Annotated in this window: 14 protein-coding genes and 1 pseudogene; 3 read left to right on the top strand and 12 right to left on the bottom strand. The window is 41.4% G+C overall.

Annotation, left to right across the window (positions count from 1 at the left end; translation table 11 throughout):
• Window position 1: 1 nt before the first annotated feature.
• From G631_RS0115335 to G631_RS0115315, 5 genes are all read right to left on the bottom strand, one after another.
• The gene (locus tag G631_RS0115335) at window positions 2-940 is read right to left on the bottom strand and encodes an AEC family transporter (protein ID WP_026490191.1); all 939 of its coding nucleotides are present in this window, start codon (window positions 938-940) and stop codon (window positions 2-4) included.
• 114 nt (window positions 941-1,054) lie between these two features.
• Entirely contained in the window at window positions 1,055-1,792 is a 738-nt protein-coding gene (locus G631_RS0115330; protein WP_026490190.1) for an amino acid ABC transporter ATP-binding protein, read from the bottom strand.
• A complete protein-coding gene (locus G631_RS0115325) occupies window positions 1,779-2,465 on the bottom strand; it encodes an amino acid ABC transporter permease (protein ID WP_026490189.1) in 687 nt (228 codons plus the stop codon). Before G631_RS0115325 ends, G631_RS0115330 begins: the two co-directional genes overlap by 14 nt.
• A gap of 10 nt (window positions 2,466-2,475) precedes the next feature.
• Entirely contained in the window at window positions 2,476-3,228 is a 753-nt protein-coding gene (locus G631_RS0115320; RefSeq protein WP_026490188.1) for a basic amino acid ABC transporter substrate-binding protein, read from the bottom strand.
• A 109-nt stretch (window positions 3,229-3,337) separates the two neighbouring features.
• Window positions 3,338-4,324, bottom strand: a complete 987-nt coding sequence (locus G631_RS0115315) for a DUF3048 domain-containing protein (RefSeq protein ID WP_026490187.1) — start codon at window positions 4,322-4,324, stop codon at window positions 3,338-3,340.
• A gap of 323 nt (window positions 4,325-4,647) precedes the next feature.
• Here G631_RS0115315 and G631_RS0115310 point away from each other — a divergent pair, with 323 nt between their 5' ends.
• Together G631_RS0115310 and G631_RS0115305 are read left to right on the top strand one after the other, a co-directional pair.
• On the top strand, window positions 4,648-4,914 hold the full coding sequence (locus tag G631_RS0115310; protein ID WP_026490186.1) for a hypothetical protein: 267 nt from the start codon (window positions 4,648-4,650) through the stop codon (window positions 4,912-4,914).
• A 115-nt stretch (window positions 4,915-5,029) separates the two neighbouring features.
• Window positions 5,030-5,542: a hypothetical protein gene (locus G631_RS0115305; RefSeq protein ID WP_026490185.1), complete on the top strand. Its 513-nt coding sequence runs from the start codon at window positions 5,030-5,032 to the stop codon at window positions 5,540-5,542.
• A 100-nt stretch (window positions 5,543-5,642) separates the two neighbouring features.
• On the opposite strand, the gene G631_RS0115300 is transcribed toward G631_RS0115305, so the two are convergent.
• From G631_RS0115300 to G631_RS0115290, 3 genes are read right to left on the bottom strand one after another with little or no spacing between them, the layout of a single operon-like run.
• On the bottom strand, window positions 5,643-5,891 hold the full coding sequence (locus tag G631_RS0115300) for a hypothetical protein (protein WP_026490184.1): 249 nt from the start codon (window positions 5,889-5,891) through the stop codon (window positions 5,643-5,645).
• 18 nt (window positions 5,892-5,909) lie between these two features.
• A complete protein-coding gene (locus G631_RS19480; RefSeq protein WP_051197315.1) occupies window positions 5,910-7,511 on the bottom strand; it encodes a M56 family metallopeptidase in 1,602 nt (533 codons plus the stop codon).
• 28 nt (window positions 7,512-7,539) lie between these two features.
• Entirely contained in the window at window positions 7,540-7,896 is a 357-nt protein-coding gene (locus tag G631_RS0115290) for a BlaI/MecI/CopY family transcriptional regulator (RefSeq protein ID WP_026490183.1), read from the bottom strand.
• Between the two features lie 197 nt (window positions 7,897-8,093).
• On the opposite strand from G631_RS0115290, the gene G631_RS0115285 reads away from it, so the two are divergent.
• On the top strand, window positions 8,094-10,118 hold the full coding sequence (locus tag G631_RS0115285) for a HelD family protein (RefSeq protein WP_035789905.1): 2,025 nt from the start codon (window positions 8,094-8,096) through the stop codon (window positions 10,116-10,118).
• A 683-nt stretch (window positions 10,119-10,801) separates the two neighbouring features.
• Here the strand turns inward: G631_RS0115285 and G631_RS19475 are convergent.
• From G631_RS19475 to G631_RS21225, 4 genes and pseudogenes are all read right to left on the bottom strand, one after another.
• The gene (locus tag G631_RS19475; RefSeq protein WP_035789899.1) at window positions 10,802-11,584 is read right to left on the bottom strand and encodes a biotin--[acetyl-CoA-carboxylase] ligase; all 783 of its coding nucleotides are present in this window, start codon (window positions 11,582-11,584) and stop codon (window positions 10,802-10,804) included.
• A 180-nt stretch (window positions 11,585-11,764) separates the two neighbouring features.
• On the bottom strand, window positions 11,765-13,975 hold the full coding sequence (locus G631_RS20780) for a family 43 glycosylhydrolase (protein WP_081671380.1): 2,211 nt from the start codon (window positions 13,973-13,975) through the stop codon (window positions 11,765-11,767).
• Between the two features lie 197 nt (window positions 13,976-14,172).
• Window positions 14,173-14,352: a hypothetical protein gene (locus G631_RS0115265; RefSeq protein WP_155833946.1), complete on the bottom strand. Its 180-nt coding sequence runs from the start codon at window positions 14,350-14,352 to the stop codon at window positions 14,173-14,175.
• 26 nt (window positions 14,353-14,378) lie between these two features.
• Window positions 14,379-14,690, bottom strand: a pseudogene (locus G631_RS21225) (RNA-guided endonuclease InsQ/TnpB family protein); the annotation flags it as partial.

Raw genomic sequence — 14,690 nt, 5'->3', positions numbered from 1 at the left:
GTCATATTAGTCCCAGGTTCTTGAGTACTATAATCCAGATAAAAATAGTCACAATGGCCAGCAGCGTACTGACAACTACATACTCCCCAGCAAGGTCTGCATCTGCATCCATACTCTGAGCCATAGGAAAAGAAGCGGCGGCAACCGGTGTTGCAAACATACAAAATACAGCAAACAGTTCAGAAGGTCCATAATTCATCAAAGCCATAATATAGGTAATAAGCGCTGGAAGCACGATCAGCTTGATACCTGTACCAACTGCAAGTGGAAAGGCATTCTTTCGAAGGTCAGAAAAATGAAGAGTTCCACCAAGTACAAAAAGTGCCATAGGTGTTGCCAGATCTGATAGCTGCGTAATTGGCTTGACCAGGCAAGTCGGCATAGTTACAGGCAAAATATTGAAGATTGCGCCTGCTATAGCACCAACAATAAGCGGGTTCTTGAGAACATTTTTAACAACTACCCCAGCGGAAGCCTTGCCACCTCTGTAATATTCCAAGATAAAAACTGAGCAGATATTATAAACAGGCACAAGGAAAGCCACGATAATACTACTCTTAGTGCTGGCTTCTGCTCCCAAGACACTGTTAGCAAGAGGAATAGCAAACAAAACAGAATTACTCCTAAATATAGCTTGTTCTATTACGCCTCTTCTCCTGTTATCTTTTTCAAAAAGAGGAACAACGAAAAAAGAGATAACTACAACAATAAGAGTTGCCACCAGCGCAAACAGCACGTAGCCAGCATCTTTTAGCGTGCTAAAATCCGCATCATAGAGATTATTAAACATTATGAATGGGAAAAAAACGCGAAAAATAACACTATTTAATTCCCTAAGAAAGGTCTCTTTTACCAGGCCAAGCTTTCTAGCTGTGGCGCCGATCAAAATGTACACCATAAAAGGGACTACTGCATTTGTTGCAATTACCAGATTATCCATATATCCTCCACTTAAAAAACTGGATACATTAAGTATCCAGTTTAAGTCCTATTTTATATCATTCCGAAGGAAAATATCTAGCATTTGCAACACATTTTTGAGCATTTCTGCCCATCATAACACCTTGGATAAAAACTCCTGAAGGCGCTTGCTCTGCGGATTTCCAAAGAATTCCTCCGGAGTGTTTTCTTCAAGGATCTGTCCTTCATCCACAAAAAGAACCTTTGTTGCTACCTCTTTGGCGAAGCCCATCTCGTGAGTTACAACAACCATAGTCATACCCTCGTCTGCAAGCTGTTTCATAACATCAAGAACCTCTCCTACCATTTCCGGGTCAAGAGCTGATGTAGGCTCATCGAACAAGATAACCTCAGGATTCATGCATAGTGAGCGAACAATTGCAATTCTCTGCTTCTGACCACCAGATAAAGAAATCGGGTAAACATCAGCTTTATCAAGGAGATTAACCCTTTCAAGAAGGCCCTTTGCTTTCTCTTTGGCCTCGGATTCTGACATTATCCCAAGCTTAACAGGGGCTAGTGTCAGATTCTGCATAACTGTCAGGTTGTTAAAGAGATTAAAGTGCTGGAAAACCATTCCCATGCGCTCTCTTACCTTATTAATGTTAACCTTAGAGTCAGTTATATCAACATCATCAAAGATAATATGGCCTGAAGTAGGTCTCTCCATAAGGTTAAGGCACCTTAAAAAAGTACTCTTACCAGATCCTGAAGGTCCAACAATAACTATTTTCTCGCCCTTGTTTATCTCGTAGTTGATTCCCTTTAGAACCTTGGTGACACTACCATCTGTATTCTTAAATTCTTTACATAAATTCTTAACGGATATCACTTCTGCGCATCCTCCTCTCTATTTTGCCAAGGAAAATGGTCAGCAGCTTTATGATCACGAAATAGATCACTGCTACCCCGATAAGAGGCATAAATGCATCATACGTCCTTGATGCAATCTGGTTAGCTACTCTAGTAAGGTCCGTAAGACTTACATAACCCACTATCGCAGTCTCCTTGATAAGCGTAATAAACTCATTTCCAAGAGGTGGAATAACATTCTTGACAGCCTGAGGAAGGATGATGTAGCGCATAGTTGCCCACTTGGACAAGCCAAGGCTTCTTCCTGCCTCCATCTGGCCCTTATCTACTGCAAGGATTCCTCCCCTTACAATTTCTGCCACATAGGCCCCTGAGTTTATTCCAAAAGAAAGAGATGCCACCAATATACCGTTGTTTGAAGAAGCCATAATAATGAACCACATGATAAGAAGCTGCAGTACACTTGGTGTTCCTCTGATAACATCAATGTATATAGTTGCAATATAGTTTGGAATTGTAGGCTTGCCGTCTTCTGTTGTAGAAAGCTTCATAAGCGCTAGCAGTGTACCAATGATAATTCCTATGATTCCTGCAAAAAGAGCTATCTCAAGCGTGATTCCAAGACCTGATATATATAATTTCCAGCGGTCGCTCTCAATAAAAGCGGCAATAAAACGTTCCTGTAGAGTCATATATTCCTAATTACTCCTCAATGTACTTAGCGATGAGACTATCATAAGTTCCATCCTTCTTAAGTTCAGCAATAGCATTGTTGATCTTCTCTGCAAGCTCTGTATTTCCCTTAGGAAGAGCGATTGCATAAAATTCAGCTTCAAAGTCAAAGGCAGAGCCGTCGATAACATCAACCTGGTCAGCATACTGTGTTCCAAAAACAGCTGCAGGGTTCTTATCAACAATAACAAGGTCAAGTCTTCCATTATTCAAATCGTTAACTGCATCAATGGCCTTATTGTAGGCTGAAACCTCTGCTCCCTCGATTTCATCCGCGATGAATTCACCAGTTGTTCCAAGCTGAACACCAATCTTGCAGTTTTTGAGATCATCTGCTGTTGCAATTGCTGATCCCTTAGGAACAATAACAGCCTGAACAGCCTCATAATATGGATCTGAGAAATCAACTGTCTTCTGTCTCTCTTCTGTTACAGTCATTCCAGCGATTGCTACGTCAATCTTGCCACCAATTGAAGATACAAGTGAGTCAAATTCCATATCCTGAATCTGGACATCCATGCCTATCTTCTCACCGATAGCCTTTATAAGTGCCACATCAAAGCCGTCTGGATTACCATCATCACCAATATATTCAAAAGGTGGAAACGCTGCGTTAGTTCCAACTACAAGAGTCTCTTTAGAGCTTGATGAACTACCACATCCGGCAAGTGAAGCTACCATCATCATTGCAACAAGTACTACAGATATAATTTTATTCTTCATAATATCCTCCTGATTTTATGCAAATTAATGTATATTTATGCATCTATTGTGTATAATATACCAGTGATATTAATAAATATCAAGAGAAAAATAATAAAAATCAAATTATTCAATTCAAAACCAGATTGTTCCAGGTGTCAGAAGGAATAAGTCCAATATAGGTCTTTCCCCTGTTTACGCTGATCTCCTGACCTGACGCATTAAAATAATGTGTCATTCCGGTTTCACTTGCCTTGGACCAGGTAATAGGAATAGCCTGGCCATTTGTAATATAGTAGCCAACACCAGTGCCTATCACGTTGTAGGTCATATAACCATTCTTATCAAGCTGCGTAAAAGATGTATTTTGAAGGATAACATTCTTAAAGGTAAGAACCTGACCATCTTCTGCATCTGTATGAATATTGCCGTATTCATAATAGTCATAAGTCCTTGTTGCAGCATTAAAGCACAGCTTACTCTTATTGTGGTAAAAGACATTTGACATATCAATATTATTAACAACCACGCCGCTTCCTAAATCTGCATCAGCAGCATTAAATATGAAATGAGTTCCTCTTTCGGGTGCCACTGTATAATTAGAAGAAATGCCACTCTTTGCAAACCTGTTTACAAGCTCCTGACCAAATACATATTCAGTAAACTCCCTTGGTTTGCCGTTCTTGACACGGGTAAATCCGCCGCTAATATGAGCAGCATAGGGCTGAGCCAAATATGTATTTATATAAAAAGGCCCTCCATCATGAATAAGAACTGCATTATATTCATCTGCCAGCATTACGTTAGTAGTTCTGGTACTTCTGATACTTCCTGTCTGCTGAAGATTAGCCCAGTCCTTATAAAGACACATGAGCCTTGTAACTCTGCTATTGGCAGTACTGTTCATCATTTCGTAGACAATATCTGCCTCTGCTGTTCCATAGTGGTTTAGAGCTTTCTTTTCATTATCCACCATGATTGCTACAGGTCTCTGCCCAGCAATAGCATCGCTTACCTCAAGCCCTGTAAGTTCATTTGTTCCAGCATAAACTGTCGTTGACATAAGAGCTGCTGTCAAAAGGCTTGTAGCCATAGCAAGTGTTATCTTTACCCTCATACTTTTTCTCCTTGTGCACCCTAAATTGTTGATTTCTACGGGCATATTTCAATCATGTACGCAGAAATTCCTTGATTCTAAAGTGAATTGTCACATTTAACATCTAATATAATGATAAAATATCGTGCAAATATATTCAATTTAAAATCACTATGCTAATAAAATAAACTCCATTACCGATCATTAATGTCTGTCACAGCATTGCAATATGCGAAATTTTATGAGATATTAGGGTGTATTTCTCAATATTGCAAGTTTATAAGCATATGATTCTATGTTTTAATCATGCTATAAGAACTATTTGTTCAAAGGAGGAAAGTGTTGTGGGTGGATTAGGAGTTATTGCAATAATATTTTTGATGGCTGTATTTCTTATAATCGTCATCGTAGTTGCATCAATCCTGATAGGAATGTTCTTTACAGGTCTCGTCGGCGGAACTGTGCTTCTTATTACAGGCAAGCATTTTTCCAAGGATACCAGAAAAAAAGTTGCAAGCCGCATCTGCATTGGCGTTGGTATAGCTTTCTTTGCACTTGCTGCTAGTTCTGCAGGGCTATTAGTTCACTATGCCATTTCTATTTTTGGATGATTGTGCTATAATCATTCACCGCGTAGTTGAAGAAGACGGTTAGTCTTCCTACTCATCTGCGCGCTGCAAAAATATATAAAAGATCTCATAAAAATGAGACTATGGAGGAGTAAAAATGAATCAAAAAAGTGGATCAGGGAAATTAGTTGGAGGCATTATTTTATGCGTAGTTGGCGCATTTAATGCATTTCTTGGTTTTATCTTTGGCCTTGTGGGAATTGTGTTTCTTGCAAACCCAGAATCAGCTGATATGACTGTAAACGGCGAGACTTTACATGGAGAAGAAGCTGTTGAAGCCGCCAAATCAATGGGTACAACACTTGCTATAGTAGGACTTGTATTTGTAATAATCTTTGCTGTATGTTTATTCTTTGCAATCAAGTTGTTCAAGGCAAATAAACTTGCCAAGCAGGCTGCTGCTATGCAGTATCAGAATTACCAGTATGCAAATGGGCAGTATGCAAACCCTCAGTTCCAGAATCAGGCATATATGAATAATCAATATGCAAACCCTCAGATGCCAGGCCAGAACCAGTTTGCGGGCACTACTCAGAACAATATGAATTACCAGAACAATCAGTTCCAGAATCAGACTTATATGAATAATCAGTATCCAAATCAGCAGTGATGAGGGGCTAAACCTAAAGAATTAAGCACGACAAAAATGGTGGCAGACACGGCTCTGCCACCATTTTTATGTTCTCGGAGAGAGATAGAGTCAATGATCATCAGGAAGCATCCTGACCTGACTCGGGAAGTTCTGCAAGTAGCATATTTACAGGCAATGGCCTGTAATCAAATCCCAGAACTTCAAGGGATTCTTCATCTACATAGCATTCATACATCATCCATTCTGTTGTAAAACAAATATTTATAAGTCCATCCTGGTGCGATACTAAAGTATTTCTCATGTCCTGCTCTAAAATACCGGCCTCTTGCGCAGCCGCACAAATAGCCATATTTCTCTTATCAACCATTGCTGCCCTCCTTTAATATCATGGGAAGAGGCCAAATAAGCGAATTCCCTCATCATCTAATTCATCAAATATTTCATCTATAACTTCGTCTTGTACTTCCTCCATTGCATGATCCAATGAATCATTAACCAGTTTGTTTAAATCTTCATCAGATGAAATAACCTTATCCAGATCATTTAATATATTTTCTGCAGCCCCAACAGCTTCTTTCACTACCGGATCATTTTTATTAGCGCTAACATTTATATTTTCATTTCCATCTTTTACAGAAACGTTTACTGTATCATTAGAAACACTGACACCTACCGCTTCATTCCCCTCATTAACATAAACGGCAGCCTCATCTCCATTATTATGAGGCATGTTATCAGCCTGATTTCTGGTTCCTTCTGTATAGGGAAGATTGACCACACCATCTTCCTTGGGATTAGTGATTCCTGACTGTTTTTCCTGTTCTAAAAGATTTCTTTCTACTATCTCTTGCGCTTCCCATACAATTGGCGCTGGAAGAGTCACTTCTACTTTTGTGCTCTCACTAGTAGTCTGTTCAAGCTCGTCTAAAGCCTCTAGCGGGAATGGAACAACAACTACTTTTTCTGCAGCCTTAGTAAATGAGCAGATTGAAAGGGCGCCACAAACGACTATAAGTAATGTAACGAGCCACGCTGTAGGCCTTTTGTAGTTAAAAATCTGTCTGACTCTTGTTCCAACTCCCACTTCCCCAAAGGCAAGTGGATAGGCAAATACAAGCCTTCTTCCAGTACTGCAGTCAAGAAGAGACTTGGCATAGGATTTCTTTTGCCTAAGGTTCATCCTGGCGATAACACGTTCATCGCAGGCAAGTTCAATGTCTCTGCAGAACAGGATGTAAGAAAGCCACACAAGCGGATTAAACCAGTGAACTGCCAGAATCATAAAACCTAGTTGTTTTCTAATGTGATCAAAGCGCTGCAAATGCGCCTTTTCATGCACAAGAACATTCTTGATGGTCTTGGCATCAAGGCCAGATGGCATGTAAATTGCCGGCTTAAACACGCCAAAGATAAATGGAGTATCTATTTCATCGCATACATAGATCCTTTCTCCGGAGATATATCTAATGGATGCGCTAGTCTTCCTCTTTATAACGATATAGCTAAATGCGCCATAGGCCAAAACGCCCAGCATACCAATAAGCCAGATGACTACAAAAATAGCAGGAATTCCCTTATCGGCCACAGATGTCTTATCAGCCTCATTCTGTAATAATTCAGCCTGAGCGTTGCTCTGATCTGCTATTTCAGGCGCAGTGGTAAGAGACTCTGACTTATTTGTAATATCCATAGTATCGTAAATCCCGCCAGATATCGCAATGGGTGCATCTGTTAACTCTGCAGCCTCCTCATCCACTGCCTCTTCCTTATCAAAAAAGCGCTCTATAACATTGCCAAAATCCGGCATAAAGCCCACATGAGCTGTTATCTGCACTGGAACCATAAGTCTTAGCGCCACTATAGCCCACAATAATCCCATGAACCATTTTGGTGCTTTTTTAAGCGGAATTCTTATAAAAGCTACAGCAATCATCAGCATGACTGCTGCTATACTCATTTCTATTACCTTAAAAAAGATTGTCCCCATACTGTCACCCTTTTCCTGTCTGAAGGTGTTACTCTTTTGCCCTGTCTATGATGTTACGTATAGCGTCTATCTCGTTCTTGGAAAGTTTCTGATGAGAAGTAAATGCTGCCAAAAAAGCTGGTAATGATCCACCAAAGGCCTCTTCAACAAATTCCTCGCTCTTTTTAGTGTAAAACTCTTCCTTGGATATCTTAGAAGTTACGACTCCGTCGATGTTCTGAAAAAGCCCCTTCTCACATAGCTTTTTAAGAACAGTGTAGGTAGTGGACTTCTTCCACTCAAACCTCTCAGCGCATAACTTCACCAATTCTCCTGAGCCCACAGGCTCTTTCTCCCAAATAAGTTCAGCAAACTTCATCTGAACCTCTCCAAATTCTACGGCCATAATCTCTACCTCTTGTTGGTCTATTTTATATAGACTTTGTATTGTTAGTTTATACCCTGTAGACCAATCTGTCAACCCTCATAATGTGTTATACTGATAAGACACAAAAGAGGTTATAGCTTAGACAAAAATGCGCGAATTTGTCACTAGCGCAAGCTATATGTGAGCAGGCTGTAGAGAAAGTGATTGGTGATTTTATGGAAAAAGAGATATTTAATAAAGAACAAGAGCATTTAAGCTCGACCTATAAAAAGCTACTTGATATGAAAGATAAGTTAGAGTCCCAGATTTCTGAGCTTAATGAAAAGGCCGTTGAGGATAAAAATGATATAAGAGACAACATTCGTTTTGACTACGCTGATATAGAAACAACAATGGAAACTCTCACTGAAATTGAGGTTTGGAACCGCTATATCGATACCTACAATGTAGAGAGTAATTCCCTTGGAAAGAGACTTTCAACTGTTAATAAGCTCCTGGAGTCTCCTTATTTTGCCAAGATTGAGCTTCAGTTTAGTGATGAAGAAACTCCAGAGAGTTTCTATATAGGCCGCGCGTCTATCTCTGAAAACAGCTATGATCAGATGATAATAGACTGGAGGTCCCCAATCGCCGAAGTTTACTATAATCAGGAAATGGGCCATACCCATTACACTGTAGAAGACAGAGAAATTCCTGTGGATTTAAAGCTGCGCAGACAGTTTGACCTTCATAAAGATAAGCTAAATTCTTATTTTGATACCCAGATTGCCATAGAGGATCCTATGCTCCTTAGATCCTTATCTCAGGCCCACTCAGACAAGATGCAGGCCATCACATCAACTATTCAGAAGGAGCAGAACACAGTGGTCCGCTACCCTGATGTTCCTGTACTTTTAGTAAACGGAATCGCCGGAAGCGGCAAGACTTCTGTACTACTTCAGCGAATTGCATATCTCTTTTACCAAAAGAGAAACACTTTGCGCCCGGATCAGGTCTGCCTGATGACGCTTAATCCGGTATTCAGGGAATATATTGATGAAGTTCTGCCTGATATGGGTGAGACCAATCCTCTTACTCTTACCTGGGAAGAATTCCTTGATATGACCCATGTTCCTTTTACTGACAATGAGTACGATTATACAGAAGCTGAAAATCTGCAAAAGATCCACGACATGCTTCCCACTCTGACTCCAGAGGCTGAGGATTTCTGCGATATCAGGCAAAAAGAGAAACTTGTAATGACCAAAAATGAAGTTCTATCTGTAGTTAATGGCTATAAGCAGTTTCCTATGGGTGTTCGTCTGTTCCAGATATGTGCTGATGAGCTTGAACAAAGAACCAAAAATAACTTAAAGAATCTGGCAGATGATAACTTAGATGATAGCTCGGATAGTGTTGCCGGCTCAGACAAGGCTGAAAATAACCGTCTTGAGAATGATTTTGGCGTAGCGCTCAGGCAGATAAAGCACTTTGGCTGGATCAACATAACTCACATTGCCCAGAGAATCCTTGGTCATTCGCATATCACTGCTGCTGAATGGCTATACACTAAGATGGAAATTTCCGGCATGTGTGACCGTAACATGCGTTATGTAATGGTTGATGAAGTGCAGGATTATACTAAGGCTCAGTTGTTTATCTTTAGTAAATTCTTCCCCAATGCGCGCTTTATGCTGCTTGGAGATGAGTTCCAGGCTATCCGCGAGGGAACAATAACATTTGAAGAAATTAAGGAAATGGCCGCTGAGAATGGTAAGCAGTTTGTAGAGCTTCCGCTTATGACCAGCTATAGAAGTTCACCTGAGATTACGGAGAAGTTTTCTTCTCTTCTTCCTGCCGAGCGCAAGATGCTGGTATCCTCTGTCCAGAGGCCAGGAGAATCAGTATACGAAAAGAATTGCTCTTCCGATGCAGAGTATTATGCTGAATTAAATGCTCTTATCACAGAGTATAGCTCCAAGGAAGGTCTTACTGCCATCATTTGCAGAAATCAGTTCAAGATAGACACTCTTGTAGAAAAGCTTGGCTCTGCCGCTCCCATAGTGGTAGAAGGTCACGAATCTCTTCCCAAGAGTGGTGCCTTCTTCATTGAACTTGCGCATGCCAAGGGCCTTGAGTTCGACCACGTGATCCTTGCTGACTTAACCCCAGACTCCTACCCCGACACCGAACTTGGTAAGCACTGCCTCTACACAGCAATGTCACGCGCAACAAACCAGCTAGCCATCCTCGCCCGCTAATTTAGCCTCGCACCCACAATCTGCACATTACCGCCATCGCTTCACTAGGGCAGGGCCTTGCGATGTTCAAGAAAGAGTTTTTTGGCGTAAGAAGGAGCTGCTGGATTTAAGAGCTTTCCCAAAGTGTCCCAAAATCCTGTTTACGAATTACCTGTCCGAAGCTCGATTCCAGAATCCCTACTTTTGGCAAGAGATTTGATCTTACTCGCGACAAAGAAGTTCACATTTTCTTAGATGCTCCCGCAGCCTTTCTTTTAAAGCGCATGCTGCAGCGTAAACTTGCAGGACGGGTAGGCAAATTATAATAGGAAATGCCATAGCCCGCAAAGCGGGCGTTAACAAAAAATGCGAAATCAATCTTTCAAGTAAACTTGAAGAAGTTGATTTCGCATTTTTTTATGGCGCAAGCGCGCCAGATGGCATTTCCATATATACAGTTTATTCCCGTCCTGCTTCAGACAACGCTTCGCATGCGCGGGAAAGGCTGCTTTTGGGAGCATTAGAAAATGGAACTTCTTTATAACGCTCGCAAGTATCAAATCCACCCGCCAAAAGGATTCTGGAACGAGCTGAGTTTAATTCGTAGGATTTTGGGGCATCTTTGGGAACGCCTTAAATCCCAGCGAAAGAACCGCCAAAAAATCTTTTTGAACGAGCAAATTTCCCCTGCCCGGCTGGTTACGTCAGCGGGCGAGGATGGCTTGGTAGATGGCGGCGATGAGCTGGTTTTTGGTGATGGGCGCTTGTCCTGGTGCGTAGAGGGAAGCTACCTTAGACTTTAAGTCAGATGGGAATTTGGAAAGATCTGAGTCAAAGTTTATTCCGATTCCTACTACAATCCATTGGACAAGTCCAGAATCAAACTCTGTGCCGGATTCTGTGAGGATTCCGCATATTTTTTTGTCATCGATGAATAAGTCGTTGATGGGTTTTATGGTTGCATCAATGTTACAGAGCGATTTTAAAGCATTTTTAACTGCATTACCTGTAGTTGTTGTTATAACGTCAGGTTCAAGGCTCTTTAACTTATCTGGAGAGAGGATCAGGCTCATATAGATTCCTCCCTCGGGAGAGAAAAAGCTGTGATCTCTTCTGCCACGACCTCCATCCTGAGCTCTTGCAACTACGAGTGTTCCGTGCAAAGCTCCGGCTATAGCCATCTCTTTTGCCACCTTGTTGGTAGAATCCACGGTATCATAAATGTGGATCATGTCAGTTGAAGGCTTAAAGCCCACAGCATCAAGGCTTGCCAGAATTCCCTGGGCAGATACAATATCATTACTATCCCCCAGCCTGTAGCCCTTGTTGGAGACCGCCTCAATGTCATATCCCTTCTTACGAAGCTCGTTTATGGCTTTCCATATAGCATTCCTTGAAAGGCCAAGGCTATCAGCCATGGCCTCTCCGGAAATATAGTTTTCTCTAGTTTTCTCTAAGAATTCAAGTACTCTATCCTTGGAAGTCATCGTATTCCCTCTATGTTTTATATCCTTATTTCACTGTCCATTTTCTCATAAACCTACAGCAAAAATCCAATAAAATTCAAGAAAGAATTTCGCTTGCGACATTCTCGCGCCGAGCGCGGTTGCTGAAGGCAACATATTCCTATCGCGCGAGTGCGCATCCATTGCGGCGCGCTTTTTAGATTATTCTAATGTGTATTCAAAACTATCACCTATCTGTCCAACTCCGATTGAACCAAACTCAATACTGGAGCCGTTTGGGATAGACTTGTTAAAATCAACTGGAGTGATTACATAATAATCGCCACTAGTCTCGATATTAACATTCCAGCTGGAGTCAATATTAACCTGATCTTTTCTGATCTTTAATGTCCATCCGTTAACTGTGTTCCCAGTATTGTTGGAAATCTTATAGCTTATCTGATATCCTGATCCCCAGCTATTTATGGTATATCCAAGCTCAAGTCCAGTGGTAACTACAACTGGTTCCGGTTCCGGCTCTGGAGTAGGGGTAGGTGCTGGTTCTGGCTCAGGCGAAGGCTCAGGAGTAGGCTCGGCCTGAGCGCTTACAGGTTCAAAAATCCACTGCTGATTAGGATTTCCATAGTATAGCCACTGGCATACATTTGCTCCGTCTTCTTTTTTGTGCTGATACACATCTATATATCTGACCTGGTTAGAAGCCTTTGTAGCAATAGTATAGACTCCATTTGTCTTGGTATTCTTTACAACAAACTTCTGAGCATCACCTGAATAACCATAATAAATACCAATATTTGCGCCATCTTCATCTTTTCCATTGGAAATATCAAGCATATAATCGCCCAGCGCGCTTGTAAGGGTAATATATCCATCACTTGTATTTGTCACATACCACTTCTGGCCATCTGCTCCAGTTCCGCTGCTGATGCATACATTTGTCCAGTTATTAAACGCATTTCCTTCAACAGTCAGATATTTCTGGGAATTTGTGTTCTTAAGATAATACCAGCCATCACTTATAGTAGCAGTTGAGTTGTTGTTTATGTTCTGTCCACTTGGCGCAGGTGCTGGAGATGGCTGACTTCCACCGGCTGCTGTAAACTGCCAGTAGTTGAAGTTTAAAAGAGATCCGCCATTTCCTTTAAATACAAAGAATAAATCATGTACTCCGCTTGCACCGCTAACCTCGCAGGTTCTGGTCTCATACTTCTGCCAATCCCCTGTCTGACCAGCTTCCAGTGTTCCAATCAGCTTGCCGTTAACCCCATCAAGATGCAGCTCTATCCTGCCACCGCCATAGGGAGACGCTACTCTGGCGTCAAAAGAGCTTGCACCATTCCCAAAGTCTACGTTTGCAACCTTGATCCAGTCACCATTTTCTATATAGCCAACGTTCATGGTGCCTTCTTTGCAGCTTTCTGTCTCAACTCCTGATGAATTACAGATTGTCTCAGCCTCAACCTTTTTATAAGGATTAAGAGTTGCGATAGCCTTAGGTCCTGCGGTACTCATCTTGATAGTAGGGAAAGTGCCATCGTAATTGTACTTAAATTCCTCCACTGCAACAGAACGAGCGAATCCGCTTCCTCCCGGCAGCGCACCATTATGGTAAAAGAAATATGAATGGCCCTTAAAATCTACTACTCCACAATGGTTCGTAAAGCTTCTACCCTCTGTAGGCATGATGACTCCACGATAAGTCCATGGGCCTGTTGGCGAATTACTGGTAGAATATGCAATGTGCTCAGGAATACCCCCTGCCGCATAGAGCATGTAATAAAGATTTCCTCTTTTATAAAACCATGGTCCCTCAACATATGTGCTGTTGTAACCTGTGCTTACCTTGTTGATCCCACCTGAATATGATGTCATATTAGAATTAAGCTTAACATAGTAAAGTGACCCATTTCCAAAGTAAAGATAAGCCTGTCCATCTGCGTCAATATATACAGTAGGATCGATAAAGCTGTAGCCCTGACAAAGAGGACCTCCAATAGCATCTCTAAATGGTCCCGTAGGACTATCTGATACTGCTACACCTATAGAATTTCCGCCTCTTTTTGCAATAACTGGCACATAGTAATAAAACTTTCCATTTCTTTCAATAACCTGACCAGCCCAGGCATCACTCTTAGCCCAGCTAAATGTGCCGAGCGAGCAAACAACTCCATGATCTGTCCAGTTGGTCATATCTTTTGTTGAATAACAATGCCAATCCCTCATGTCATAGTAATCAGCACCATCCTCATCATGTCCGGTATAAACATACACCGTGTCCCCATAAACAAGCGGTGCCGGATCTGTTGTGTAAATTGTCTGGACGATTGGATTATCTGCCTTAACGCTCATTGGAGATAAACCAAATACCAGAGCTCCCATTAATGCCCCAACAATTAATCTAGTTTTTTTCATTCCCTGTTTTTGCATCTCCTTCCATATAGTTGTGTAATAGAATCTAGCTGTGCTCGAGCACCCTCATTCTAACAATTGCGCATCTTATAGACCTCCCAAATATTGCTATGTGTTTTACCATTATTGCGTTTATTTACGAAAAAAAGTAAGCGGGTGCATTTTATTCAAAAAATACACCCGCTACTTAATTACTTATCTCAACTTACATCTCTGTAGTATTTTGCCTGAGCCTCAAACATTTTTGCGTATATACCTGATGGTATATTAATTAGTTCATCATGTCTGCCATACTCAGCAATTTTCCCTTCGGAAAAAGCTGCTATCCTGTCGCAGAATTTGCAGCTTGATAACCTGTGGGAAATATGAACTACCCTCACCGACTCCACGTCAGAAAGGGTTTCTGTTATGCCGCATGGCGGCATGAACCTGTAGGATGCTCTATGCAGCCTGCAGAACAGGGCATGTCCACTATGCCCCTATCCCATTGGCTTACCTTTGGGAATACTTTCCTTAAGATGTTTGCAGCTCCATTTATGTCTGCATTTGTTATTGTACCATCGTAGTGCCTGTAAAGTCCTCTCTGTATCCTCTTTCCTGAGAAAAAGTAGTTTCCTGAACTGTTCTTTTCATACACAGGGATATAGTCTTTTGCAAGAAAGTCTGCCTTTGATGTGTAGCTCTCTTCCGTGAGAACAAACTTTATACCATATTCAGC

This window comes from Butyrivibrio sp. XBB1001, assembly GCF_000424505.1.
In the GTDB taxonomy this organism is placed as follows: Bacteria; Bacillota; Clostridia; order Lachnospirales; family Lachnospiraceae; genus Butyrivibrio.
The sequence above is the reverse complement of the archived record's forward strand: the minus strand, read 5'-3'. Positions and strand labels throughout refer to the sequence as shown.

What these genes read in the sequence shown, in the direction of transcription:
- G631_RS0115335 (WP_026490191.1), bottom strand. Translation starts at nt 940, where the DNA reads ATGGATAATCTGGTAATTGCAACAAATGCAGTAGTCCCTTTTATGGTG.
- G631_RS0115325 (WP_026490189.1), bottom strand. Translation starts at nt 2,465, where the DNA reads ATGACTCTACAGGAACGTTTTATTGCCGCTTTTATTGAGAGCGACCGC.
- G631_RS0115320 (WP_026490188.1), bottom strand. Translation starts at nt 3,228, where the DNA reads ATGAAGAATAAAATTATATCTGTAGTACTTGTTGCAATGATGATGGTA.
- G631_RS0115315 (WP_026490187.1), bottom strand. Translation starts at nt 4,324, where the DNA reads ATGAGGGTAAAGATAACACTTGCTATGGCTACAAGCCTTTTGACAGCA.
- G631_RS0115305 (WP_026490185.1), top strand. Translation starts at nt 5,030, where the DNA reads ATGAATCAAAAAAGTGGATCAGGGAAATTAGTTGGAGGCATTATTTTA.
- G631_RS0115300 (WP_026490184.1), bottom strand. Translation starts at nt 5,891, where the DNA reads ATGGTTGATAAGAGAAATATGGCTATTTGTGCGGCTGCGCAAGAGGCC.
- G631_RS19480 (WP_051197315.1), bottom strand. Translation starts at nt 7,511, where the DNA reads ATGGGGACAATCTTTTTTAAGGTAATAGAAATGAGTATAGCAGCAGTC.
- G631_RS0115290 (WP_026490183.1), bottom strand. Translation starts at nt 7,896, where the DNA reads ATGGCCGTAGAATTTGGAGAGGTTCAGATGAAGTTTGCTGAACTTATT.
- G631_RS0115285 (WP_035789905.1), top strand. Translation starts at nt 8,094, where the DNA reads ATGGAAAAAGAGATATTTAATAAAGAACAAGAGCATTTAAGCTCGACC.
- G631_RS19475 (WP_035789899.1), bottom strand. Translation starts at nt 11,584, where the DNA reads ATGACTTCCAAGGATAGAGTACTTGAATTCTTAGAGAAAACTAGAGAA.
- G631_RS20780 (WP_081671380.1), bottom strand. Translation starts at nt 13,975, where the DNA reads ATGAAAAAAACTAGATTAATTGTTGGGGCATTAATGGGAGCTCTGGTA.